The sequence below is a fragment of the Roseobacter sp. GAI101 genome (genome assembly GCF_000156335.1).
GTDB lineage: Bacteria > Pseudomonadota > Alphaproteobacteria > Rhodobacterales > Rhodobacteraceae > Sulfitobacter.
Window position 1 is genome coordinate 1,306,679 of sequence record NZ_DS999213.1, and the last position, 23,655, is coordinate 1,330,333.

Below are 23,655 nucleotides of genomic sequence, written 5' to 3' on the forward strand. Positions count from 1 at the left end.
ACCACAGCAGGCTCCACCCCGATGCGTCGACCACCGGCAGGATAATCGGCAGCGTCAAAAGCATCGCGCCGATGGGTTCAAGAAACATGCCGATCAACAGGTAGACGCACACGATGCCAAGCATCAAAAGCACCGGGCTGTCCGCGATGGACAGAATTCCCCCGGACAGATAATCGCCCGCCCCCGACAACGCGAGGAACCGTGTCAGCAAACTGGCCCCGATCGCGATGATCAAAAGGGCGGCGGTCGTCATCAGGGTCTCGCGCGCGGCAGTCAGGAAGCGGCCAACCGTCATCTCGCCCGTGATAAGGGCCACGAGGCAGGCCAGAAACGCGCCTACGGCCCCCGCTTCGGTCGGCGTGAAGATGCCTCCGAAAAGGCCGCCGAAGATACCGATCATGATCAGCAACAGCGGCCATGTTTCCCGCAGCGCCAGCATCTTCTCGCGCAGCGTCACGCTTTCGTCCCGCTCCGGCGCAAGCGACGGGTTCAGCTTGACCCGGATGAGAACGACGATCACATACCCAAACGCGGTAAGGAGTCCCGCCGAGACACCGCCCAGAAACAGGTCGGCGATCGAGATTTGCGCAATCACGCCATAGAGGATCAAGATGATCGACGGCGGGATCAGCGCGCCGATGGTCCCGGCAACCGCAACCGTGCCTGTCGCCAGTTCGGGGTGGTATTTATGCTTCATCATCTCGGGGATGGCGATCCGCCCCATGGCAGCGGAACAGGCGATCGACGATCCGGAAACCGCCGCAAACCCGGCCGAACCGAAGATTGAGGCAATCGCCAAACCGCCGGGCAATCCCGCCAGCCAGATCCGCGCCGCGTTGAACATGCCCTTGGTCAACTGCGTGTGATAGCTGATGAACCCGAGAAACAGGAACATCGGGATCGACGACAAAATCCAGCTTGAGGTAAATTGATAGGGCACAAGGCCCATGGCCCCCCAGGCCACCCGCGGCCCCATAAGAGCCCAAAGCCCGCCAAATGACACGCCGATCAGCGCGATTCCGATAGGCACGCGTGCGGCGATAAGGGCGATCAGCGTCGCCAGACCCGTCAGGCCAATTCCAACATCAGTCATTGATAAGCTTTGCGTTCAAGTCTGTTTCATTAAGTCCGTTGCGCTGACCGGTCACGGTCACAACGATACGATAGGCGGCGATCAGCACCATCAGTGCCGCCCCCACTGGGATCGCCCAATAGCTTTGCCACACCTCGATCATCTGCGACCCTTCGACCAGTGTCGCACCGATGTTGGTTTTCTTCACCGCCTCGGTGTAGCCCGCGATCATCAGCACCGTGATGACGGCGACGGTCAGAATGTTCGAAAAGACCGAGAACCCCGATTGCACCTTTCTGGGCATCAGATCGGTCACGAATTCGACCGAGATATGCGCCTTTTTCTCTTCGGCGACGCCGATCGAGATGAACACGAGGACGATCATATAATAATTGGCGACCACGACGATGGTCCCCGCCAGAGGTGCATTGAAAAAGTAACGCCCGATCACGTCAGCGGTGACGTGCAACATCATCAGAACCACGCAGATCGTCCCGATCAGGGTCGATGCCTTTGCGAGTGCCGACAAGACTTTGCCGATCAGAAACATGGATTGTCCTCCCTTGGTCGCGAATGGGGCACCGGTCAGCCGCCGGTGCCCGCGTCAGTGTCATCGCGCGGCTTATTTGCCGTAGCTGCCGACATCGACCTTGGAGAAGATCTCATCCTCGTAAAGCTGCGCCAGGGCGTCGCCGCCTTCCACACCCTTGGTCAGATCGGTCCACTTGACCAAAAGCGCGTTCAGCGCGTCAGCCGCCGCGGCACCGGTTTCGATGCCGAACCGTTCCTTGTAGATGGAGGCAACGGCATCCTTGTCCTTGGCGATGAATTCACGGTTCAAAGCAACCATGTCATCAGCGGCACTGCCATATTCGATCCCCAGACCCGGCGCGCGTTCCTTACCTGCGCGGGCTTCTTCGATATAGACCCAGGTGACATCCGCCATCAATTTGGCGTTCGCACGCAGCATGGCCTGCTTTGCGCTGTCCGACAGGCTGTTCCAGCTGTCCTTGTTGATCGTGAACGGCACGTTGAATTGCGCACCCGGCAGACCGACGTAAACGTATTTCACGACGTCGATAAAGCTGAAGTTGACGAAGTCGGCCGTGTTGCTCGCGGTGCAATCCAGCACGCCCTGGTTCAACCCTTCAAGCGTTTCGTTTACCGACATCGACACCGGAACCGCACCGACGGTTTCAGCCCAACGCGCCCAGTAGGCCCCGGCGGCACGGATGCGCTTGCCCTCAAGATCGGCTGCGGAATTCAGTGGCACGACACATTGCAAAACGTAAGATGTTGTCGACCCAGCCCCCAGATAAACCTGATTTTGCGCCGCGACTTCCTGTTGGCAGTCGGGGCAGTTCAGCATGACGTATTCGGTAATTGCGCCGGCAAAGGCGGTTGAGCTCAGCTCGCCTGCGAATTGTTCAAGCTCGACCAACTCGGAAAATTCCGAGAGCATGTTGAGGTTGGGGTATTCAGCGGGAAAATACGCCGTCAGGTTGCCTGCGGCATCGGCGATCCCGTCGCGCACACCGGCGTTCACTTCGGCAAAGCTGAGCAGAGACAGCGGAAACACCTTCATGGTGACTTCACCGTTCGAATATTCCTCAAGCGCCTTGGCGTAGTCCTCTATCATTCTGGTCGGGGCGGAACCGGGGGGCCAGCCGCCTGCAAATGTCAGTTGCTGAGCATTGGCCGCAGCGGCCATTCCCAGCATGGATGCCCCTGCAAGTATTCCCTTGATTGTAATTCGCATGGTCTCGTTTCCTCCTCTTGAGACGTCGTCTTTCCCCGCGCCGCCATGTGACGGTTCGGGCCTCCCTCCAAGTCTGCGTGCCGGCATTTCTCCCGTTCAACCGGCACACGCGCTCAGTCGTTGAACCGCGCAGGTCGTTTTTCCAGAAACGCGGCCAGTCCTTCGGCAAAATCAGGCGTGTTCCCCGCCTCCTTCTGCCAAGACCTTTCATGTGCAAGCGTGGTTGCAAAATCGGTGTCAGCAGCGCTCCATGCCGCTTTGCGGATCAGGGCATGGCTGTGCAACGGCCCCGCTGCAAGCCGTGCCGCAATATCCTGCGCAGTCGTTTCAACGGCATCGTTGTCCACCAGCCGGGTGACCAACCCCCACTCGAAAGCGCGGTCAGCTGGTATTTTCTCGGCCAGCAACATCATTTCCATGGCGCGCACGCGGCCCACCGCGCGGGTCAAAAGCCAGGTTGCCCCGCCATCCGGGATCAGACCGATCCGGACGAATGCCTCAAGAAAATAGGCGTCGCGCCCCACGACGATGATATCACAGGCCAGTGCGATGGACGCCCCGACACCCGCTGCAGCGCCGCAAACGGCAGACACCAGCGGCACCGGCAGATCACGCATGGCCGCCATCAACGGATTATAATCCTGTTCAAGTGTTTCGCCGACGTCAAAGCTCGACATATCCTCGGACATCGACGCCTTGAGGTTTGCACCCGTCGAAAATGCCCTGGCACTGCCCGCCAGAATGATGGCCCGGGCGGTGCTTGCCTCTTGGAGCAGTTTTTCGTGCAATTCGCGGGCCATCGCGGGGGTCATAGCGTTCATTGTCGCGGGATCATTCAGGCGCAACACCGTGACCGGGCCGTCACGTTCGATCAGGATGGATCCGGTCATTGCGCATCTCCCTTACCGCGCGGCATTTCCCACTCAGGCTCGTCCCACCAAGGGTAAAAGCCCGGCATGTCGGCAGACACCTTGTCGGGGAATTCAGGGGCCCGCTTTTCCAGAAAGCTTGCCACGCCTTCGGCAGCATCCCCCATGCTGCTGCGCGCGGCGATGGCCCGACTGTCGATCCGATGCGCCTCCATCGGGTGCGCGGCTCCGGCCATCCGCCACATCATCTGACGCGTCAGCGCGATGGACACGGGGGCCGTGTTGTCAGCAATTTCGCGGGCAATGCGTTGCGCTTCAGGCAAGAGGTCCTTAGGGGCGTGCACCGACCGGACAAGCCCACCGGCCAGCGCTTCCTCAGCGCCGAACACCCGGCCTGAATAGCACCACTCCAACGCCTGAGACATGCCAACGATCCGCGGCAGAAACCACGAAGAGGCTGCTTCCGGCACGATGCCCCTGCGGGCAAAGACAAATCCGAACCGCGCCGTATCGGCGGCAAGACGAATGTCCATCGGCAGTTGCATGGTCATGCCAATCCCGACCGCAGGGCCGTTCACGGCGGCGATCACGGGCTTGAGGCACGCAAAGATGCGCAGGGCCAGAACGCCGCCCATATCCCGGTTCTCCGGATTGTCCCACACTGCAGGATCAGTCGCCCGTGGGTCAGGTTTTGCCGCCGTGAAGGCATCGGGATTGTCCAGATCGACGCCCGCGCAAAATCCGCGCCCTGCCCCGGTCACGATCACGACACGCACAGCGTCGTCGGCATCGGCCACATCGAACGCAGCGATCATCTGGTCCAGCATGCCGCGGGTAAAGGAATTAAGACGGTCGGGCCTGTTCAGCGTCAACGTCATGATACCGTCTTTGATATCGGTCAAAATCACTTGATCGGTCATGGGGTCAATTATCCTGCTGGTTCATCACGACAGAGCGCCCGGATTGAGGGCGATCTTGTCTTCAAGGCCAGCGATCTGCGCGCCGCGCCAGAAGTCTTCGATATGTTTGCGCGCCCATTTTTCTGCGCGATCTTCATCCCGGTCCCGCATCGCGGCAATGACGTTCGAATGCGCCTCGATCTGTCGCTTGTAAAAATTCGGTGCAAACGGGGCGATCTGCTCAAAGCCGCGAAACAGCAACAGGGCGATCGGTTCACGGGCAAGACCCAACACCCGGTTCCGGCCAATTTCCGCGATAAGCGTATGAAATTCCTCATCAATCTGGATGGTCCTGGTCGCGTTCCCTTCGGCGGCGACCAGTGCACCATGGAGAGTCTGGAGCGCGGTAATCTCGTCTTCCGTTCCATGCTGCGCGGCAAGCCGTGCCGCCAAAGGCTCGGTGACCATGGTGACCTGCGTCAACTCCCGAAACGTGACCTTCATCAAGGCCATCGCGCGACCGGCACGTGTCGTCAACTGGTCTGCTTGCGGTACCGTCACCTCCATCCGCCTTGGGGATGGCCGATGGACAAGGCCGTCGCTTTCCAACTGCCGCAAGCCTTCGCGCAGGGTTGAACGTGTCACGCCAAAGGAAACAGCCATCTGTTCCTCACCGGGCAACTGGTCGCCGGGCTTCAGATCGCCACGCAAAATCTGGGCCTCTATCTCGCCCGCTACCTGCTGGTAGGCGAAACCGGGCTGAACAGGTTTTGAGGCTGCACTCATTCTTCGTCCCCTCCCAATCGCACCCGCATCCCCTTGCGGTCAAACCCGCCCACAAAAAGAGCGATGAAGTTCAAACTGATCGCAAGCATTGCAATTAGTGTCCGACATTAATCCACATTGGCCAGAGTCCGTAAACCTGTCAACATCGGATTATTTTGGTGTCAGAGATAATATACTAGGCGTTTTTCTATGATTTCTCGCGGCAATGCCCCAGACAAAGGGATTCAATACACGAATCATCACGTGCCAAATCGCATTACTGTATGACAATAAATCTGAGCAGCGCCGCGTTTCACCTACCCGTCGCCACGTCGAACAGGTGCCAATGGCCGGTCGGTCGATGTTGTCAGGCCGTTTCGAACCGGCCGCTGTGCGCCCCGAGGTACCGCGGCCTACGAAAGGCAAACCGCGCGTCGGCATTCACGCGTCAATCTTCAAAAAACCGCGCAAGCGCCGCGCGCCGCCTAAGCTGATGTGGCCGGTAGGGTTTGACCTCGCCACTTTGCGGAACCGCCTCAGCATCAAGCCGGTCAGTCACTGACTGATGTAAAGGAAAGATGCAGATATTCTTTGCCATTTGTTCGCCCCACCAGGTCCTGTGTTCGGTTCACCTTATGGCTTTCGACTGCGTATGCGTGTGAAAATTTTCACCATTACGCGAATAACGGGATAGGCTGCGGGGTAACGATCAGCTTGTTGATGCCATCAGCAAGGTGATGACCGTCCATCCGGCGATCTCTGACAGTTTTTGGATTGATCCCATGACATCCCCCGTCTGTCCGCCAATCTGCTTCATGGCCAATCCGGAAACGGCAGCCCCGCAGGCCATCACGGCGCAGAAACCGACAATGGCCGGAAGGAGGCCGACAGCGAGAAGCCCGGCAAATCCGATAGCGATTGCAGCCAGGGCGGTACCTTTGGAAACGATGCTGACGGTCTGGCCCAGCCCGTCCTGACGGGCCGGCGGCATCCACCTGAGCCAGAATGGTAGACAGCCACGGCTTGCCATCGAAAGACCGATGGCTGCCGGGATCACAAGCGATGGGTCTTGAAGACGGGCGATCAGACTGGCGTGGATGGCGACCGCAAAGATCAATGCCAGAACGCCATAACTGCCGATGCGGCTGTCCCGCATGATATCCAGCTTTTGGTCCTTGCTGCGCCCCCCGCCAAAGCCATCTGCCATGTCGGCCAATCCGTCTTCGTGCATCGCCCCTGAACACAGGGCCAGCGTCGCAACCAACCCAAGCGCGGAAACCTGCGCCCCAAGTCCCGCAGTATAAAGCAGGAGATAGACAAGCGACGCAGGCACGGCGACGGCGAAACCGGTCAGCGGCCAGGCCCAGCCTGATGCACCGACGTCCGGAATAACATCCTTCAGGCGGCCGACCGGAAACCGGGTGAACAGCATGAAGGCAAGCTTCAGTTCGGCCAGCCGGCGGTGTACCATCACCCGTCCGCCACACCCGCCTCAGCAAAGGTCGACATACCACCGTGACAGGCCAGCGCAGACCGAAGCACCCCAAGCGCCAAAGCTGCCCCCGACCCTTCCCCAAGCCGCATGTCAAAATCGAGGATGGCGGTTTTCTGCAAGGCTTGCAGCAGCTTGCGATGCCCCGGTTCAACGCTCAGATGCCCCACCAGACAATGATCAAGGCAGGCCCGGTCGATCGCGTAAAGTGGCGCGACGGAGGCCGTGCAGATGAAACCGTCAAGGATCACCGGAATGCGCGCCAGACGGGCCGCCAGAACAGCACCGCAAATCGCCGCCTGCTCGCGGCCCCCCAGGGCTGCCAGTATCGCGGCACCATCGCCGTCCGTTTCCGCGTGACGGGCAAGGCCCCGTTCAATCACGTCGATTTTGCGCATCACGCCAGCATCATCCGATCCGGTGCCGCGCCCGACCCAGTCCTTGACAGCGCCGCCGAATACAGCGGCGACCAGTGCCGCCGCCACGGTTGAATTGCCAATCCCCATCTCGCCCAGGATCAAGACATCAGCGTCTGACGCGACTGCCGCTGCACCCGCATTCAGGGCGGCAACGCAGTCTTGGGGGGACATCGCGGCGTCTTGGGTAAAATCCGCTGTCGGCCTTTCCAGTTCAAGGTCAACGACGGACAGATCAGCGCCGTTGACCTTGCAAATCTGGTTGATCGCCGCCCCGCCCGCCTTGAAGTTCTGAACCATCTGGGCTGTTACCGCCTGGGGAAAGGGGTTCACATTCTGCGCGCAGATCCCGTGGTTTCCGGCAAAGACGATCGCCTGCGCCTTGCCGATTTCGGGCACTGCGCGGCCTTGCCAGCCTGCCATGAACACAGCCAGATCCTCAAGACGGCCCAGCGATCCGGGCGGCTTGGTCAGGGTATCCTGACGCGCGCGCGCGGCTTCATGGCTGTCCGGGTTCGAGGCAGGCAGATCACGGACAAGTTTTGCCAGATCGGACAGATCATTCAGGGGGAAAGTGACGTGGGGCATTCAGAACAACCTTTGTTGATGGGGACTTGTGGCTAGGACGGGCGCGTGTTTTTCGGTCACATTCTATCCCTTGAGCGTGAGAGGCAGGCCGCAGGACACCAGCACGACAGCGTCTGCCACTTCGGCAATCCTTTGGTTCATGACGCCGGACGCATCGCGGTACCGGCGACCAACGTCGGACATCGGAACGATGCCCCAGCCGACTTCGTTCGAGACCAGAACCACCGGGCTTTGCTGGGTCCGCAGAACATCCAGAACCTCGGACAGGCTGGCCTCCCAGTCGGTTTCGGCCAGAAACACATTCGACAGCCAAAGCGTCATGCAATCGACAAGCCGTGTGCCCCGCCCGTCCGAGCGCACCAAAGCGCCGCAAAGATCCAGAGGTTCCTCGATGGTTTCCCACCCTGCCCCACGCTGCACCTTATGCGCCGCGATCCGGTCCGACATCTCGTCATCCAGCGCCTGCCCTGTCGCGATATAGATCGCGGGACTGCCGGACGCCTTTACGATGCCCTCGGCATGACGGCTCTTGCCGGATTTTGCACCGCCCGTGACCAGTGTGATCTTGTTCATGATAGGGTGCCTTTCAAACACGGACCGCCGGGCGGCACGGCCTGTTTCTAGAATTCCACACCGGCTTGCGCGGCGATGCCCTGCTTGCGGAACGGGTGCTTGATCTCTTTCATCTCGGACACGAGGTCCGCGATTTCGATCAGACGGTCCGGCGCATTCCGACCTGTAATGACGACATGGGTCATCTCGGGCTTTTCACTCAGCAGAAATTCGGCGATCTCTTCTGCGTCCAGATAATCATAGCGCAGCGCGATGTTCAGTTCGTCCAGCAGGACCATGCGGTTCTGCGGGTCGCGGATCAGGTCTTTGGCTTTTTCCCATGCACGACGCGCTGCGGCAATGTCACGTTCGCGATCCTGCGTGTCCCAGGTAAAGCCTTCTCCCATCACATGGACCTGGCAAATGTCGCTGAAACGGTCGACCAGCAGTTCGCGGTCAGCAGAATACATCGACCCCTTGATGAACTGAACGACGGCGCAGGGGAACCCGTGCCCGATGCAGCGCAGGATCATCCCGAAGCCCGAGCTGCTTTTGCCCTTGCCGTTGCCGGTGTGGACGATGATCAAGCCCTTGGTCTTGGTCTTCTTGGCCATCATTTTCTTGCGCGCGGCCTGAACCTTGGCCATCCGTTCGGCGTGTTGCTTGTTCTCTTCCGGCGTATGGTCGGTCATTGGTCTTGCTCCTGATGCATGATGGTTTCGCGGGCGCGTCTGACATCCCTGACCGCCCGCAATGTGATCGGGGTACCGCAGACCCAGTCTGCCGAACTGAAGATAAGCCTTTCATCGCGCGCATAATGGGCGATGGCGGGGTGAAACATGATCTCTTCGGACCGTGACCCGCCCGGATAGCGCGGGCTCGAGATCAAGACGTCGGGGGCCTGCACGACCAACTGTTCCAGATCCAGGTTGCCGCTGCCCTTCATCCCCAGTTCCTGGGTCAGGTTCCGGAACCCTGCGGCCGTGATGATGTCGTGCCCCAGCGTATTCGCCCCGAGGGAATAGCCGTTGGGATAGTAAAACGCGGCCACGGGGGCCGTGCTGTCTGGGGGAACAACCGCGTCAAGATAGGCCTCGACCTCGGCCGCCCGTGCGGCGGCTTTGCCTTGCTGGTGCAGAACCTCGCCCATCTGACGGATCTGCTGTGGAATTTGGTCCAGCGCAGTCGTGATGGGAAACTGCTCTACCCGAAGCCCCAGCGACCGCAAAGTCGCCAGGGTCGTCTTGTCGGAATAGGTCCCCGCCAGCAAGATATCCGGCGCAGAGAGGAAAATCTCTTCGGCGCGGCCTGCATTGCGCGGGTATGCCTTGGCCTGCTCGGCCAGTGACGATGATCTGGCATCGGTTGCCAACCTGCTAAGCGATACGATCTGCTCGGGCTCGGCCAGCAGCAATACCAACTGGTCGGTACACAGGTTCATCGACACCACCCGCGGCAGGTCTGCCGCTTGGGCCGCGAACGCCCCAACCGACAAACTTCCCGCCAAGGCGATCAGACGGCCTAGATCAGAAATCCGCCTGGATACCGACATAAAGAGCCCTTCCCGAAGTGTTGTAGCCCCGCACCGTCTCGTATGTTTCATCCGTCAGATTGCGCAGTGTCACATAGGCGTTGGTCCGGTCGGTCAGGTCATACTGCGCCGACAGATCGACGACAGTATAGTCGGCAAGCGGCGTCAGCGTGCCAAAACCGTCCACCACATCCGCCACATGTGTCGCGCGCAGCACCGTCGACAGGCGGTCCGTCACATCGAAATCGGCGGCCAGAGACAGTTCGTGACGCGGGACACGCGCCAGCCGCGCGCCATCGCTTTCGCCAAGCGTATAGGTATAGTTGCCCGTAAAGCTCAGGCGGTCGGAAAAGCTGTAGTTCCCCGAAAGTTCAAGCCCCTTGGAAACCGTCGTGCCGGGCACCTGCGCATAGCTGGATGTCGCCGTGCTATATTCGATCAGGTTGTCGATCTCGATATAGAATGCCGTGGCGCGCAGCGTTGCTGTGTCGCCCATCCGATGTTCGACACCCAGGTCGAAACTGCGGCTGGTTTCGGGTTCCAGCACCGGTCCCGAATAGGGGCCAAAGCGTTCGTACAGCGACGGTGCACGGTAGCCTGTACCGAACGACGCACGGACAGTGGTCGCATCCGTCGCATCCCACGCCAACGCGGCCCGCCCTGAAAACTGGCCTTCGAAATCCGAGAAATCATCATAGCGCAGGTTGGCCGACAGCTCCAGATCATCACGGGGGGACAGTTTTATTTCGGCGAAGGCCGCCGTGTTGGAGGCCTCGAATTCCGTGCCGTCCAGCGACGCGCGTTCTTCGGTCCAGTCGATGCCAAAGGCAAGCGCGCTTGCGGTCGACAGATCGACACGCCCCACATACGCCGCCTTCAGCCGGTCACCGATGAACTCCTGCGTAAACCCGCCCGCATCAAACCGGTCATTGCGGTAAGCGGAGAGCGAGAATTCATGCTCCCACGCGCCTTGGGTCACTTCGGTAAACACGCGCAGACCCGACCGGACCTCGTCGGTGGAACCGCTGCTGTTGCTGGCGGAACGGTCAAAGTCGGACGTTCCGTCAGACCACAGACCCGACACCCCGACACGCACCGCGTCCGTCAGTTGATACGCGGCAAACAGGTTTGCCGTACTTTGTTCGAAACCGTCGTCTTCTGTGTCAGAGGCGCGGGCCGAAAAACCATCTGTGACGACGCGGCTGAGGCTGAAGGCAAGCTCAACCCGGTCGTCCCGGAACCCGACGCTGCTGGTCGCTGTGCGCGTGTTGAAGCTGCCGTATTCCAGCGTTGCCCTGCCGGACGCGCCATCCTGGGTCGGCCGCCATGTCTGGACGTCGATCAGACCTGCGATCGCATCAGACCCGTAAAGCGCCGATTGCGTGCCCTTGATTAGCGTGACGCGGTCCAGCGTGCCCGAGGTCAGCGTGCCAAAGTTAAAGCTGGTTTGCGTGCTGGACGGGTCCGTCACCTCGATCCCGTCGATGCGCACGCCAAGGTATGTGCCGTCCAACCCCCTGACCCGGATAGAAGACCGCGTTCCCAGCCCGCCGTTCGCGCTGAGTGAGACGCCCGGCAACACGGCAAGCGCATCTGCCACGCTGGCACCGCCCTGCTTGAGGTCTTCGCTGTCCACCACTTCGATCGTGGCACCGGTCGCGTCCAGCGTCGTCGGCAGGAACCCACCGTAAACGAGAATCGGCGCAAGGTCGAAAGTCGTTTCGCTCTGGGCCTGCGCCAGCGACGGCAAAAAGGCGACAGAACAAAGCAGCGTGCGCGTGAGGGTATTTTTCATAGAAATCTTCCAAGCCAGAATTCCGGTCGGTGACCGGTCAAAACAGATTTTACCTGGGGTGGATACGCCGCCCGCAGATGGTGAACGACACCTCTGCGGAAACTTCCGCCGTCCTGACGCGCCCCGCGCCCGAACCGGGTGTTCACTCTTGGCAGGTCTCCTGACTTGCGGGTCGACGCTTGGCTGGCCTTCCCGACCGGACATCCGGCAGTGGCATTTTCAGCTTCGCTCGCCGCTCACAGTTGCGGGGGCAGTCATGGAGTTCCCGTCGCCAGGTCACCACGTTCCCTTTTAACCAGATACACCAAATGGTGCGGCTCTGGACCAAGAATAATGGGTAAAGACCACCGGGCTTGATTTCTGTCAAGAGGTCCGGTGGCGAAAAACAGTCTAACCGCGCTGAAGGGCTGCGGTCAGGCGCGCCCAGTCATTTTCATGCGCAGGAAGCCCCAACCGTATCCATGTCTCAGAATAGGGAAAAATCCGTGTCCAGATCCGGTGCGCGGCAAGCTGTCTTTGCGCAACGACGCCATCCGGCGTGGCATATGTTCGAAACAGCGGTGTGCCCCCAACAAGGTTCCAGCCTGCGTCCTGCGCCAGCCCGTCCATCCGCACCGTGTCACGTTGCAACTGCGCCTGTGTCTGCCGTGTCCAGCCCGCGTCAGACAGCGCCCGCGCGGCCACCTCGATCGCCATGCCGGACACGGGCCACGGACCGACCATATCCCGGAACCGGCCCGCCAGCGCAGGCGTTGCCAGAACAAACCCGAGGCGCAGACCGGCAAGACCGTAGAATTTGCCAAAGGACCGCAGGACAACGACATTGTCCGGCAGGCCCCGCGAACAGGTGGTGACGGACAAATGGGGTTCCGGATCGACAAAGCTTTCATCGACGATCAGGATACCGACCTTGTCGGCAAGGGCAGCTAGGGCATCCGGCGCATAAAACCGGCCGTCGGGATTGTTGGGGTTTACGACCACGGCGACCGCATGTCCCTCAAGCGCGGCCAAGGTCGCGGCCTCACGAACCTCCCAGCCCGCGGATCGCAACGTCGCGGCGTGTTCGTTGTAGGTCGGCGTCAGAACGGCCGCCTGCCCTGCGGGTTGCAACCGTGGCACCAACTGGATCGCGGCCTGCGCCCCAGCGACGGCAACCACGTCCAGCGTGGTCCCGTAGGCCCGCTGAGCCCTACGCTCAAGACCAAGCAGACTTTCGCGTTCGGGCAACCGTGCCCAGGCCGCGGCAGACACCTGCCCGACGGGATAGGCGTTTGCGTTGATCCCCGTCGACAGGTCGATCCAGTCGGATGCGTCCCCGCCGAATTCGGCCATCGCCAGGCCGATATTGCCACCGTGATCTTGCATTCAATGATCCTCAAGCAAGCGCGACAAGCGCCAAGATTACGACCAGTACGACCATGGCCCGCACATAAAGCGCAAGCCCCCGATACGGCGCAGATGCCCCGGCATCGGGGGCGGTCGCGTTCAGCCAGGGTTCGTCCGCGGTCTGATCGCCATAGATCCGCGGGCCCGAAAGCCGCACGTCAAGCGCGCCCGCCATCGCCGCTTCGGGCCAGCCTGCATTGGGCGACCTGTGGTGCCGCGCATCGCGCAGCATCACGGAAAAGGACCGCGTCATGTGGCCGGACACCAGCGCAAACAGCACGCCCGTCAGCCGCGCCGGGATCAGGTTCACCAGATCATCCAGCCGTGCCGCGACCATGCCGAAATGCTCATAGCGCGCAGATCTGTGCCCGATCATCGAATCCATCGTATTGATCGCCTTGTACCCCACCAGACCCGGCAGGCCAAAGACGCCCCCCCAAAACACTGGCGCGACGATGCCGTCCGACGTATTTTCAGCAAGGCTTTCCAAGGACGCGCGGGCGATACCGGCATCGTCCAGCAAGTCGGGGTTGCGCCCGATGATCATTGAAACCGCCTGTCTTGCAGCGCCCGTTTCGCCCTGCGCCAAGGGGCGCGCGACGGCCACCACATGATCATAAAGCGATCGGGCGGCGAGGAAAGGCCACGCCAGAACCCCGCCGATGAGGATGCCAGCCCATCCGGCTGGCAGCATGGCGCTGAGCACAATGGAAGGCAGCACCGTTACGATCAGGATCACCACGACTGTCCCGGCACCAAGCAGATTCAGGACCAAAGGTGAGCGGCCCGGCGCATTCAGCCACCTTTCACACAGGCGGATGGCGTGGCCGATCCATGTGACCGGGTGACCGACAAGGCGAAACAGACCCGAGGGCCAGGCGACCAATGCTTCGATCAGGAAGCCCACGCAAAGTGCCGCTGCGAAGATCATCGCCCCGATCCCGTTAAAAACCGGAATGCACCGACGAACCCGGCAGCCTTTAGGATACTTTCGGCGTCCGAGGGAACCCCGCCTACCGGAAAGATGAAAGCCCGCGCCGAACCCGTATGTGCCCGTGCGTACCCCAATGCGTTCAGGCGTTTCGCGACCGCCGCAGACGGATCCCCTGCGGGACCGCGCAGGCGGGTGGTGCGGTCCGCCGCTTCGGACGCGAGACCTGCGATTTCAGCAAGGTCCGACGCGTCGGTAGCGTCCTGCCACGGGCCGATCAAATCGGAAATGTCGGCAAAGTCGGTATCATCAGCATTGGTTCTGATCGGGTCGCCAAGATATCCGCCGACAACCTCGCATTCCGGCGGACCTTTAAAGTGCTCACAAACTTCGGCGCTTCGGGACAACCAGAGCACGCGATCAGGATCTTGCAGCATCAATGGATCGGTTGCATTTTCGACCCGCAGGCACGCGGCAGCCACATCGTCTTCATCCATTCCAGCAGCCCGCGCCAAGGCGACCAGCCCCGCTGTTGATGACCCGGCCCCCACGCCCGGCGGGATATTTCCGGTCACGTGGAAATCTCCGCTTGCCGGTCTGCCACCTTCGGAAAGCAGGCGGATCAGACGGTCTTGTGTGACCCCGGCCTGCCCCGAGTGACATATCCGAAGGCTTGCAGCGGGCGCGAATGTCGCTTCGGTATAAAGCATATCGCAGGTCATCGTCACCAGAACGACTGGTCCATCAGGACCCAGCCGCCCCTGCAGCCATTCACCGAAATGTCCGTGAACCCGTGCACGCCGCAGGACTTCACTACGAATTGTCGTCATGTGATCGCCCAAATCAGACCTGCTTCGTTCAGATTTGGCTATATTGTTCATTGCCCCCGAAACAACAACACCAAAGACGATACGCCTTTGGCGGTTGAACGCGCTCTTACACCCTCAAGAACAAGATGCAGCAGCCGGGCCATAAGCCATCGGCGCGCGGCTTAATGCGGTGACCTGTCAGCTTCCCGGAACATATAAGGGGACAGTGGACATCGACATCTTGGCGGACCCGTTTTGCACATCACGGGCGTGGCTGATGTAGATCAACGTCTTGTTCGCCTCGTCGTAGATCCGCTTGACCTTCAACGTCTTGAAAATGACAGACCGGCGCTCGGAAAACACAGTCTCGCCTTCGTCATCGCGGGCGATATCGCCGATCTCGATCGGGCCGGTCTGACGGCAGGAAATGGAGGAATTGGAGGGGTCTTCGAACCAGTTTCCCTTTTGCAGACGGTCGATGATGCCCCGCTCGAAATAGGCAAGATGGCAGGTGACGCCCTTGACCTTGGGGTCGGCGACCGCCTCGACGACGATGTCGTTTCCCAGCCAGTCAACATCAACATTTCCCACCGTTTCGGCAGAGGATTGCGACAGACAGCCCAGCAGGAAGAACGCTGAAGCACCAAGGCGGGTCATATATGTATTGATTTTCATGCTGACATACGCCCCAGCCCGCAAGGAGTTCCCGATTTCCATGAATTAATCTGCGGGTAGCGTGGATTTACCACCGTCCACGCCCCTAGGGCTGCACATGACTTGCCAAGCGGGTTATTCCGCCACGCGCGCGGCAGTTTTCACCGCGCGCACGATGTTACACGGCCACAAGATGCCCGTCCCCCAAGGACCGATAGCTTACAATCTCTGGCGATTGCCCCACCGGCATCACGGGGCTTTTCAATTCGGAATTCGACCTGGCCCTTGCGGGGATCACCCGACGCGGATCGGGATAAGGGGCCGCAGCGATCAGCCTGCGTGTATAGGCGTGCTGCGGATTGCCAAAGACCTGCGCGCTTGACCCGATTTCGACGATCTGCCCCAGATACATCACCGCAACGCGGTCAGCGATGTTTTCCACCACCGCCATATCATGCGAGATAAACAGATAGGACATCCCGAATTCTGCTTTCAGTTCTTCAAGAAGGTCAAGAACAGTGGCCTGTACCGAAACATCCAAGGCCGACACGCTTTCATCGGCGATGATCAGCTTGGGGCTCAACGCCAGGGCGCGTGCGATGCAGATACGCTGGCGTTGACCGCCTGAAAATTCATGCGGATACCGGTCCAGAACCTCCGGCCCCAAGCCGACCCGTTCAAACAATTCCGTCGCGCGGTCCGTGCGGCTTTGTGCGGTGCCGATGCCGTGGATCACCAAAGGCTCGCGCACCAGATCGCCCACGGTCATGCGGCCATTCAGCGCCGCCATCGGGTCTTGGAACACCATCTGCATGGCGCGGGTATTGGCCAACTGGGACGCGCGGTCGCGCAACAGCGGCTTGCCTTCGAACTGGATCACCCCTTCGTGCGGGACAAGCCCGGTCAGCGCGCGCGCCACCGTCGATTTACCACAGCCACTTTCCCCGACGACGGCAAAGGTTTCGCCCGCGTAAATGTCAAAGTTGATCTTTTCGACCGCATGCACCCGCGCCTGGACGCGGTCCAGAATGCCTCCGCGCAGATCATAGGTGACACGCAGGTCCCTGACCGAAACCAACGGGCGCGCCTTGGTATCGACACCCCTTTCGCGCCCCTGCCCCATGCGCGGCACACTTGCCAGAAGGTGCTGCGTGTAAGGCTGCTGCGGCGCGCCGAACAAGTCCAGCACCGATGCCTCTTCGACCTGGCGGCCGCTTTGCATGACCAGCACGCGGTCGGCCATTTCGGCGACCACCCCCATGTCATGGGTGATCAGGATCAGCGCCATGCCCATCTCGGTCGCCAGTTCACGCAGCAGGTCCAGCACGTCGCGCTGGACGGTGACATCCAGAGCCGTTGTCGGTTCATCCGCGATCATGACATCTGGGCGCAGCGCAATCGCAATGGCGATCACCACGCGCTGTCGCATCCCGCCGGACAGTTCGTGCGGGTATTGTTTCAACCGGCGCTCCGGCTCGGTCAGGCGGACGGCCTGCAATGCCTCAAGCGCACGGGCCCGGGCCGCACGGGCCGACATGGGTTCATGTGCGCGGATGGCTTCGGTCAATTGATCGCCGATCCGCATCACGGGGTTCAGGGCGGTCATCGGTTCCTGAAAAATCATCGCGATGCGATCACCCCGCAGGTGCTGCATCTTGTGTTCGGGCAATCTGGTCAGGTCCTGCCCGTCGAACAGGATTTCACCCCCGGCGACATGGACGGCGGGCGGTGGCAACAATCCCATGATGGCAAGCGAGGTAAGGGACTTGCCCGAACCGCTTTCCCCCGCGATGGCCAGTGTTTCGCCACGCTTCAGATCAAAGCTCAGGTTCTGCACGAGGGGCTGTATACCGGCGTCACTGCGCACCGAGATATCAAGGTTGCGCACGGACAAAACTGTCGGTCGGTCGTCGGCGGCCACGGGGGCCACCGATGTTGTTGTAGCGGGCGCGGTCATTCGAACACGCACCGGGGGAAGTAGAAGGACACCACCCAATTGGGCATATCCACGATCTCTGAAATGCGCAGGTCGCCACAGGTGGACACCAGCATATAGGCATCCTCTGCCGACAGGCCCTGGGTCTTGCACAGCAGTTCGACCATCTGGCTGACGGCTTCACGCGCGCCCGTCATCAGATCTGGACCAATGCCTGTCGTGACCTCGTACCCCTTGGCATCAAGGTGGTTTGTCACCGGCCCCGGTGTCGTGAAACGCGGCATTTTCAACTGCGCATCCTTTATCAGGTCAAGCGTCACCGTAGCGTCCATCGGGCTTTCGATCGCCGTACCGCAGACTTCGCCGTCGCCTTGGGCCGCGTGCGTGTCCCCGATCGAGAACAACGCCCCCGCGACTTCGACGGGCAGGTACAAGGTGGTCCCTGCCGCCAGATCGCGGATATCAAGGTTGCCGCCGACGCGCCGTGGCGGAACGACGGAATGCAACCCCGGTTCTGCCAAGGCACAGCCGATGGTGCCCGCAAACGGCTTGAGAGGGACACGCCCGTTCTTGCCGAACAATGCAGGTTCCAAGGTGTCGGGATCGTATTTCCAGATCGTCAAAGCAGGATCTTCGAACTGGTCCGCCAAAAGGCCGAAGCCGGGGATGTTCGCCGTCCAGCCGAAACCGGACGGCGCAAAACCTTCGATGGTGATTTTCAACGCATCACCTGGTTCGGCCCCCTCGACATAGACCGGACCGGACACCGGATTGATCTTGCCGAAATCCATCGCAGCCACGTCGGCAACGGTACTGTCCGGCGTAAGCTGTCCGGCAGAGCTGTCGTGGCACTCGAATTCAATCGTTTCACCGGGGGCCACCGTGAGGGCCGGGACAAACGAGTTGTCCCAGCCGAAGTGGTGGCTTGCGCCGTGAATGGTGTAGTCAGGACATTTATTGCACATCGGTTACATACACATAGTCATAGTTGACGGGGATCGAGACAGGATCGACGTACAGCTTGTCGTCGCCGCCCATACGCTCGGACTTCATGGTATAGCGCTGTTCATTGAACACGGGCACCCATGGGGCATCTTCCATGACTTTCATGTAGATGTCGGACCACATTTTCAGACGCTCATCGACCTTTGCGGGGTCCGTCATGCTGTCTGCCTCGACCGCCATCGCGTCGATGTCGGCGTTGCAATACCACGACCAGTTCCACCCGCCCTGCACCGCGCCATCACAGCCCAGGATCGGGCCGTAAAAGTTTGAAGCGTCTGGGAAATCCGCGATCCAAGCCATGCCACCGGACCAGATCATAGGTGCCTGATCCGCCTCGCCGCCCGCAGCAATCACGCTGGCCTGTGCAAGAGATTGGATCGATGCCTTGATGCCGATCTTGGACAGGTCCTGCTGGATCGCCTGGGCAATGCGCGGGTTCGGGTCGGTGTTCATCACGAACAGTTCCGTCTCGAACCCGTCGGCAAAGCCTGCGTCTGCCAACAGAGCCTTGGCACCATCCGGATCATAGGCATAGCCCGCGTAGCCTTCGGTGTAGCCGGGCATGGACGGTGGCAGCGGTTGGGTTGCAGGCACGGCGCGACCGTTGATCACCTGGGTGATGCGTTCCTTGTTGATCGCCATGTTGACAGCCTTGCGGACATCCACGTTGTCAAAGGGCGGCATTTTCACGTTCAGCGTGATGTAGCCGGTGTGCAACTGGCCACCTTCGATGACCCGCGCCGCCTGGGCCGGATCACCCATGACTTCCTGGAACTTCGCTGGCGGAATGCCGTCGCCGGGCACATCGACCTCACCGTTTTGCAGACGCAGCAAGGCGACGATCGGCTCCTGCCCCACTTCGAAGGTTACGCTGTCCAGATAGGGCAGCCCCTCACGCCAGTAGTCTTCGTTCTTGGCGAAAACCAGCTTCTGGCCAATGGTCCAATCGGCAAGCTTGAATGCGCCCGTGCCCATCGCCGTTTTGCCGAAATCTTCGCCCGCGGCCTCGACCGCTTCCTTGGCGACGACCGAGGCAAAGTTCAGCCCCATCACGTGCAGGAATGTCGCGTCAGGGCGTGACAGCGTGATCTCGACCGTCTGGTCGTCCAATACCTTCACACCGGAAAGCGTGTCGGCCTCGCCCGAGGAAATCGCGTCGTAGCCGGCGATCGAGCCAAAGAAACCGGCACCGGGGCTTTGCGTAGTAGGGTTGGTCACGCGGTCAAGCGAGTATTTCATGTCATCTGCTGTCATCACGCGGCCGTTGTGGAACTTTACGCCTTCGCGCAGCTTGAAGGTGAAAACCATGCCGTCGTCGGAAATCTCGTAGCTTTCGGCCAGTCCCGGACGCAGTTCCGTCGTGCCGGGTTCGTAATCCATCAGCCCGTCGTAAAGCGATTTGATCATCGACCAGTTCTGCCAGTCATAGCCGATGGCAGGGTCCAGCGTGGCCACGTCGTCCTTGTAGGTCACGGTGATGTTGCCCCCGGATTTTGCATCCGGATCAAGCATGGAATGGCTTTCGGCACTTGCCAACTGAGGCAGGCCAAGGGCGGCCACGAGGGCCGAGGTTGTAAGCAGCTTCTTCATTCTGAGTTACTCCTGTTGGGGTGGTTTTTTAGCGGACCTTGATCCGCGGGTCGGCAAAGAGTGACGCGATATCCGCCACAAGGTTGCCAATGACGATGGCGCAGGCTGAAACCAGCGTGACGCCCATGATGATCGGAATGTCCACGCGCTGGATCGCCTGCCACGCAAGCTGCCCGATCCCCGGCCAGCCAAAGACGGATTCCACGACGACAATCCCGCCCATGAAAATCCCCACGTCGATCCCGATCATCGCAATGATCGGCAGGATGGCGTTGGGCAGTGCGTGACGCAGCAGGACACGCATCCGGCCCAATCCCTTGGCCCGCGCCGTGCGGATGAAATCTTGCCGCAGCACGTCGATCATCGAGGACCGCATCATGCGGCTGTACCAGCCCGACCCGAGGACCCCCAAGGTGATGGCGGGCAAGACCAGATGGGCAAATGTTCCGTAGCCGCCGATCGGGAACCAGTGCAGTTGCACCGCAAAGACATAAAGCATCAAAAGCCCCACCACGAATTGCGGTGCAGATACGCCGACGAAGCTGGCGATCATCAAGGCATTGTCTGTCGTCGTGCCACGCCGCAGGGCCGCGACGACGCCCATCGTCAGTCCCAGCACCAACTCGCAGACAATCGCCCCCAGCATCAGCAGCAAAGACGCTGGCAATCTCGACGCGATCAGCGTGCTGACTTCGGTCTTTTGCAAATACGACCGCCCAAGGTCACCTTGGACAAGGTTTCCCAGATACCGGGCATATTGCACGATGAAAGGCTGATCGAGTCCCAGCTGCGCACGGATGTTCGCCACGGTTTCCGGCGTGGCAGAGCGACCGGCAATCTGGCGCACGGGATCCGCAGGCAAAAGATACAGCAGTGCAAAGGTGATGAAGGACACCCCCAGCAGGATCAACGCCGACTGGATGAGACGTTTTGCGATAAAAGCCAGCATCACCCACGCCCCCGCTGTGTCGGGTCCAGCACATCGCGCAGCGCATCGCCCACCAGATTGAAGGCCAGGGCTAGGGTCACGATTGCCAGGCCGGGGAAAAAGACGAGCCAAGGGGCGGCCTGAAAATAGGTCTGGTTTTCAAAGATGATATTGCCCCAGCTTGGTGTGGGGGGCTGCACGCCGACCCCCAGAAAGCTCAGCGTCGCCTCAAGCAAGACGGTCGTCGATATGCCCAAAGTGCCCCACACAATGATGGTGGGCGTCAGATGCGGCAGGATATGGCGGAACAGGATGCGCAGGTTGCCCGCGCCCAGGGTCCGCTCGGCCGCGATGAATTCGCGCTGCGACAGGCTGGCGGTTTCAGCGTACAAAACCCGCGCGGTCTGCACCCAGTTCACCGTCGCGATCACCATCGCCACGATCCACAGCGACGGCTGGAAAATCGCGGCCAGACAAATCGCCAGCAGCAATGCGGGAAAGGCCATCATCAGATCAGTGAACCGCATCAGGATGCTGCCCAAGATACCGCCGAAATATCCCGCCGTGACCCCCACGAACGTCCCGATGATCAGCGCAACACCGTTGGCGACCAACCCGATGATCAACGACGTCCGCGCGCCGTAAAGAATGCGCGTCAGCAGATCACGGCCCAGCAGGTCCGTCCCCAGGGCAAACTGCGTACCCGGTGCCATCGGGGCCCCCTGCATCGTCAGCCCGTCGAACATCTGGTCATTCGGATCGAACGGGGTAAGGACAGGTGCAAATATCGCGCCGAACAGCGTGACAAGGATTAGCGCCATGCCGAACAGGGCCAGTTTGCGCTTTCGCAAGCGCTGCCAGACCGTCGGCGGCAGCAAAACGGTGTTTGTGTCAGCTACAGTCACGGAAAGCTCCTGTCGTTTCATTATGTTTCACGATCTCGACGGCCGCGTCTTCCATCGTTGTTTGCCACGCCATCGCAAGCTGGCGCAGACCATCATAGGCCGTCTCTTGAGAACCGGTTTTCTCGGCCAGGATCGTTACGGCGCGCACGATCGTCTGGCGGGCGGACAGCCGTTCCCGCAGCGATGCAATCTCGGCCAGCAGCGCCTTGCGCCGTTCAAACGATTGCCGCGCCATCAACAAGGCCGCAAACACACCGCTGGCCGCCAGGGGTTTGACCAAAAGGGCATCGGCCCCCGTCCGTGACGCCCATTCGATCCGCCCCGGGGCCTCTGACCCGACCAGCGCGATCATCGGCATCGGCGCGTTTCCCGCAGGCCAGGGGAACTGTTCATCATGCCCCGCGTCCGTGTCGTACAGGACGAAATCCGCCGTGATCGCAGAGGCCGGCACCTTCGGCCAAGCCACCTCTACGTCCAGACCGATCGCGCGTAACTGGCGCAGCAGGACCGCAAGCCTGTCATGTTCGGGGTGCAGGACGATGGCCCTTGCCCCCTCAAGCCCGGCGATGTCGATCTGTTTCTTCATGCGCGCACCACCGTCAGGCTGGGGTCGCGGAACTGCGGGTGCCGTGACGGCCGGGTCAGGTACGGGTCGGGCGCGATATCGGTCCAGCTGTGCAAAATCTCGAAGGCCCCGCCGCGCACCTGCGCGATATGCACGTCCAAGGTTTTGTGGTGGGTGGCCGGATCAATCCCGTAGCGCGCGCCATGTTCGGCCAGATAGCTGTCGAAGGGGCCGCTCACGCCCTCTGCCAGGATCGCCGCAAGGGTAAGCACCGATTGAAAGGCCGTCCGTTCGAGGGAAGACCCGCGCCCATCAGCCGTCGGCGTTTCACAAAATGACGGGCCGACCGAGATCATCCCCTCTGCCGCATCCCCCAGGACCGGCAGTTCGGCCTCTGTCAGGTTGCAGGACAACAAGGGGCAGTTTTCAGGCGCGAAATGCGGATCGCGTCGGCCCAGGTCCGCGTAGGCGGCGATGAACGCGTAGGATGACGCCCCTACCAGCGAATTCAGGACAAAGCTCGGGCGGGCGCGCTCGATCTCGGCGATCAGGGCCTCTACCGACATGTCGCCCAGTGGCAGATAGCGTTCGCCCAACACTCTGCCGCCGGAAGCTTCCAACCGCGTCCGTGCCACGCGGCATGTCTCCCAACCCCAGATGTAGTTGGAGCCGACAAGGTAACCCTGGTTGCCGAAATGCCGCTGCGCCCACCCCAATATCGGGAGGATATTCTGGTTGGTCGCCGCATGGGAATAGACCACCCGCGCCGAGGTCTCGAACCCCTCATACGGCACGTTGTACCACAGCGTCGCTTGGGCGCGGTCCAGTTCGGGGATGACTTCCTTGCGGCTTGATGACGTGACGCAGCCCACGACATGTTTCGCGCTGGAGTTGCTTAAAATATCAGCGCACATGGGGGCATAGTTGCTAAGGTCACAGGCCGGATCGCGCGTGATCGGCGTGAAACTTACCGGAATCGCCCTGTCTTGATTGACGGCCTCGATCGCTTCCATCGTCCCGATGAACAATGGCTCTGACAGCGCCTGATAGGTGCCGGAACGAGAGTACAAAACACCGATATCAAAAGTCTCGGACATGGATTCCCCATAAAAAAAGCCCCGACGAAGCAACAGCATGTTACTTTTGTCGAGGCCCGAATGCCTGCCTGGCGAACGCCAATGCATGATCTGATTTAAGATCACCATTGC

General features: G+C 60.7%; 23 protein-coding genes and 1 riboswitch. All 23 genes read right to left on the reverse strand.

Annotated elements, in window-relative coordinates; all coding sequences use genetic code 11:
* A partial coding sequence (locus RGAI101_RS06140) for a TRAP transporter large permease (RefSeq protein WP_037227555.1) occupies positions 1-1,093 on the reverse strand: 1,093 nt, incomplete at its 3' end.
* Entirely contained in the window at positions 1,086-1,622 is a 537-nt protein-coding gene (locus RGAI101_RS06145) for a TRAP transporter small permease (RefSeq protein ID WP_008226156.1), read from the reverse strand. The genes RGAI101_RS06140 and RGAI101_RS06145, both read right to left, overlap by 8 nt.
* A 72-nt stretch (positions 1,623-1,694) precedes the next feature.
* Positions 1,695-2,831 (reverse strand): C4-dicarboxylate TRAP transporter substrate-binding protein, encoded by a 1,137-nt coding sequence (locus RGAI101_RS06150; RefSeq protein WP_008227552.1) that lies wholly within the window; start codon positions 2,829-2,831, stop codon positions 1,695-1,697.
* Between the two features lie 113 nt (positions 2,832-2,944).
* On the reverse strand, positions 2,945-3,721 hold the full coding sequence (locus RGAI101_RS06155; protein WP_008227445.1) for an enoyl-CoA hydratase-related protein: 777 nt from the start codon (positions 3,719-3,721) through the stop codon (positions 2,945-2,947).
* Positions 3,718-4,620: a crotonase/enoyl-CoA hydratase family protein gene (locus RGAI101_RS06160; RefSeq protein WP_008227046.1), complete on the reverse strand. Its 903-nt coding sequence runs from the start codon at positions 4,618-4,620 to the stop codon at positions 3,718-3,720. Before RGAI101_RS06160 ends, RGAI101_RS06155 begins: the two co-directional genes overlap by 4 nt.
* Before the next feature lie 24 nt (positions 4,621-4,644).
* Positions 4,645-5,385, reverse strand: a complete 741-nt coding sequence (locus RGAI101_RS06165; RefSeq protein WP_008227925.1) for a FadR/GntR family transcriptional regulator — start codon at positions 5,383-5,385, stop codon at positions 4,645-4,647.
* 688 nt (positions 5,386-6,073) lie between these two features.
* On the reverse strand, positions 6,074-6,835 hold the full coding sequence (locus tag RGAI101_RS06175) for an adenosylcobinamide-GDP ribazoletransferase (RefSeq protein WP_008226508.1): 762 nt from the start codon (positions 6,833-6,835) through the stop codon (positions 6,074-6,076).
* Entirely contained in the window at positions 6,835-7,860 is a 1,026-nt protein-coding gene (cobT, locus tag RGAI101_RS06180) for a nicotinate-nucleotide--dimethylbenzimidazole phosphoribosyltransferase (protein WP_008229123.1), read from the reverse strand. The genes RGAI101_RS06175 and cobT overlap by 1 nt, the downstream gene beginning before the upstream one ends.
* Before the next feature lie 63 nt (positions 7,861-7,923).
* Complete coding sequence (gene cobU / locus RGAI101_RS06185; protein ID WP_008226247.1) at positions 7,924-8,433, reverse strand: bifunctional adenosylcobinamide kinase/adenosylcobinamide-phosphate guanylyltransferase; 510 nt, start codon at positions 8,431-8,433, stop codon at positions 7,924-7,926.
* Positions 8,434-8,480: 47 nt separating this feature from the next.
* Positions 8,481-9,104 (reverse strand): cob(I)yrinic acid a,c-diamide adenosyltransferase, encoded by a 624-nt coding sequence (gene cobO / locus RGAI101_RS06190; RefSeq protein WP_008225467.1) that lies wholly within the window; start codon positions 9,102-9,104, stop codon positions 8,481-8,483.
* Positions 9,101-9,964, reverse strand: a complete 864-nt coding sequence (locus tag RGAI101_RS06195) for an ABC transporter substrate-binding protein (protein ID WP_037227557.1) — start codon at positions 9,962-9,964, stop codon at positions 9,101-9,103. The genes cobO and RGAI101_RS06195 overlap by 4 nt, the downstream gene beginning before the upstream one ends.
* Positions 9,939-11,738 carry a TonB-dependent receptor plug domain-containing protein gene (locus tag RGAI101_RS06200; protein WP_008227030.1) on the reverse strand — a complete coding sequence of 600 codons (1,800 nt, stop codon included), beginning with the start codon at positions 11,736-11,738 and terminating at the stop codon, positions 9,939-9,941. Before RGAI101_RS06200 ends, RGAI101_RS06195 begins: the two co-directional genes overlap by 26 nt.
* 133 nt (positions 11,739-11,871) lie before the next feature.
* A riboswitch (cobalamin riboswitch) is annotated at positions 11,872-12,082 on the reverse strand.
* 46 nt (positions 12,083-12,128) lie between these two features.
* Positions 12,129-13,103 (reverse strand): threonine-phosphate decarboxylase CobD, encoded by a 975-nt coding sequence (cobD, locus tag RGAI101_RS06205; RefSeq protein WP_008225459.1) that lies wholly within the window; start codon positions 13,101-13,103, stop codon positions 12,129-12,131.
* 10 nt (positions 13,104-13,113) lie between these two features.
* Entirely contained in the window at positions 13,114-14,055 is a 942-nt protein-coding gene (gene cbiB, locus RGAI101_RS06210) for an adenosylcobinamide-phosphate synthase CbiB (RefSeq protein ID WP_008225954.1), read from the reverse strand.
* Positions 14,052-14,885 carry a GHMP family kinase ATP-binding protein gene (locus RGAI101_RS06215; RefSeq protein WP_050763247.1) on the reverse strand — a complete coding sequence of 278 codons (834 nt, stop codon included), beginning with the start codon at positions 14,883-14,885 and terminating at the stop codon, positions 14,052-14,054. Before RGAI101_RS06215 ends, cbiB begins: the two co-directional genes overlap by 4 nt.
* A 177-nt stretch (positions 14,886-15,062) precedes the next feature.
* The gene (locus RGAI101_RS06220) at positions 15,063-15,521 is read right to left on the reverse strand and encodes a CreA family protein (RefSeq protein WP_037229150.1); all 459 of its coding nucleotides are present in this window, start codon (positions 15,519-15,521) and stop codon (positions 15,063-15,065) included.
* 175 nt (positions 15,522-15,696) lie between these two features.
* Positions 15,697-17,475: an ABC transporter ATP-binding protein gene (locus RGAI101_RS06225; protein WP_083792022.1), complete on the reverse strand. Its 1,779-nt coding sequence runs from the start codon at positions 17,473-17,475 to the stop codon at positions 15,697-15,699.
* Positions 17,472-18,419: an acetamidase/formamidase family protein gene (locus tag RGAI101_RS06230; protein ID WP_037227559.1), complete on the reverse strand. Its 948-nt coding sequence runs from the start codon at positions 18,417-18,419 to the stop codon at positions 17,472-17,474. The genes RGAI101_RS06225 and RGAI101_RS06230 overlap by 4 nt, the downstream gene beginning before the upstream one ends.
* Positions 18,409-20,049, reverse strand: coding sequence for an ABC transporter substrate-binding protein (locus tag RGAI101_RS06235; RefSeq protein ID WP_008224993.1), 1,641 nt, complete (start codon positions 20,047-20,049; stop codon positions 18,409-18,411). Before RGAI101_RS06235 ends, RGAI101_RS06230 begins: the two co-directional genes overlap by 11 nt.
* 28 nt (positions 20,050-20,077) lie before the next feature.
* Complete coding sequence (locus RGAI101_RS06240; RefSeq protein WP_008229396.1) at positions 20,078-20,998, reverse strand: ABC transporter permease; 921 nt, start codon at positions 20,996-20,998, stop codon at positions 20,078-20,080.
* A complete protein-coding gene (locus tag RGAI101_RS06245) occupies positions 20,998-21,903 on the reverse strand; it encodes an ABC transporter permease (RefSeq protein ID WP_008228605.1) in 906 nt (301 codons plus the stop codon). Before RGAI101_RS06245 ends, RGAI101_RS06240 begins: the two co-directional genes overlap by 1 nt.
* Entirely contained in the window at positions 21,869-22,468 is a 600-nt protein-coding gene (locus RGAI101_RS06250; RefSeq protein ID WP_008227614.1) for an ANTAR domain-containing response regulator, read from the reverse strand. The genes RGAI101_RS06245 and RGAI101_RS06250 overlap by 35 nt, the downstream gene beginning before the upstream one ends.
* Positions 22,465-23,544: a transporter substrate-binding protein gene (locus RGAI101_RS06255; RefSeq protein WP_037229162.1), complete on the reverse strand. Its 1,080-nt coding sequence runs from the start codon at positions 23,542-23,544 to the stop codon at positions 22,465-22,467. Before RGAI101_RS06255 ends, RGAI101_RS06250 begins: the two co-directional genes overlap by 4 nt.
* Positions 23,545-23,655: the final 111 nt, after the last annotated feature.

What these genes read in the sequence shown, in the direction of transcription:
- RGAI101_RS06145 (WP_008226156.1), bottom strand. Translation starts at nt 1,622, where the DNA reads ATGTTTCTGATCGGCAAAGTCTTGTCGGCACTCGCAAAGGCATCGACC.
- RGAI101_RS06150 (WP_008227552.1), bottom strand. Translation starts at nt 2,831, where the DNA reads ATGCGAATTACAATCAAGGGAATACTTGCAGGGGCATCCATGCTGGGA.
- RGAI101_RS06155 (WP_008227445.1), bottom strand. Translation starts at nt 3,721, where the DNA reads ATGACCGGATCCATCCTGATCGAACGTGACGGCCCGGTCACGGTGTTG.
- RGAI101_RS06160 (WP_008227046.1), bottom strand. Translation starts at nt 4,620, where the DNA reads ATGACCGATCAAGTGATTTTGACCGATATCAAAGACGGTATCATGACG.
- RGAI101_RS06165 (WP_008227925.1), bottom strand. Translation starts at nt 5,385, where the DNA reads ATGAGTGCAGCCTCAAAACCTGTTCAGCCCGGTTTCGCCTACCAGCAG.
- RGAI101_RS06175 (WP_008226508.1), bottom strand. Translation starts at nt 6,835, where the DNA reads ATGGTACACCGCCGGCTGGCCGAACTGAAGCTTGCCTTCATGCTGTTC.
- cobT (WP_008229123.1), bottom strand. Translation starts at nt 7,860, where the DNA reads ATGCCCCACGTCACTTTCCCCCTGAATGATCTGTCCGATCTGGCAAAA.
- cobU (WP_008226247.1), bottom strand. Translation starts at nt 8,433, where the DNA reads ATGAACAAGATCACACTGGTCACGGGCGGTGCAAAATCCGGCAAGAGC.
- cobO (WP_008225467.1), bottom strand. Translation starts at nt 9,104, where the DNA reads ATGACCGACCATACGCCGGAAGAGAACAAGCAACACGCCGAACGGATG.
- RGAI101_RS06195 (WP_037227557.1), bottom strand. Translation starts at nt 9,964, where the DNA reads ATGTCGGTATCCAGGCGGATTTCTGATCTAGGCCGTCTGATCGCCTTG.
- RGAI101_RS06200 (WP_008227030.1), bottom strand. Translation starts at nt 11,738, where the DNA reads ATGAAAAATACCCTCACGCGCACGCTGCTTTGTTCTGTCGCCTTTTTG.
- cobD (WP_008225459.1), bottom strand. Translation starts at nt 13,103, where the DNA reads ATGCAAGATCACGGTGGCAATATCGGCCTGGCGATGGCCGAATTCGGC.
- cbiB (WP_008225954.1), bottom strand. Translation starts at nt 14,055, where the DNA reads ATGATCTTCGCAGCGGCACTTTGCGTGGGCTTCCTGATCGAAGCATTG.
- RGAI101_RS06215 (WP_050763247.1), bottom strand. Translation starts at nt 14,885, where the DNA reads ATGACGACAATTCGTAGTGAAGTCCTGCGGCGTGCACGGGTTCACGGA.
- RGAI101_RS06220 (WP_037229150.1), bottom strand. Translation starts at nt 15,521, where the DNA reads ATGACCCGCCTTGGTGCTTCAGCGTTCTTCCTGCTGGGCTGTCTGTCG.
- RGAI101_RS06225 (WP_083792022.1), bottom strand. Translation starts at nt 17,475, where the DNA reads ATGACCGCGCCCGCTACAACAACATCGGTGGCCCCCGTGGCCGCCGAC.
- RGAI101_RS06230 (WP_037227559.1), bottom strand. Translation starts at nt 18,419, where the DNA reads ATGTGCAATAAATGTCCTGACTACACCATTCACGGCGCAAGCCACCAC.
- RGAI101_RS06235 (WP_008224993.1), bottom strand. Translation starts at nt 20,049, where the DNA reads ATGAAGAAGCTGCTTACAACCTCGGCCCTCGTGGCCGCCCTTGGCCTG.
- RGAI101_RS06240 (WP_008229396.1), bottom strand. Translation starts at nt 20,998, where the DNA reads ATGCTGGCTTTTATCGCAAAACGTCTCATCCAGTCGGCGTTGATCCTG.
- RGAI101_RS06245 (WP_008228605.1), bottom strand. Translation starts at nt 21,903, where the DNA reads ATGAAACGACAGGAGCTTTCCGTGACTGTAGCTGACACAAACACCGTT.
- RGAI101_RS06250 (WP_008227614.1), bottom strand. Translation starts at nt 22,468, where the DNA reads ATGAAGAAACAGATCGACATCGCCGGGCTTGAGGGGGCAAGGGCCATC.
- RGAI101_RS06255 (WP_037229162.1), bottom strand. Translation starts at nt 23,544, where the DNA reads ATGTCCGAGACTTTTGATATCGGTGTTTTGTACTCTCGTTCCGGCACC.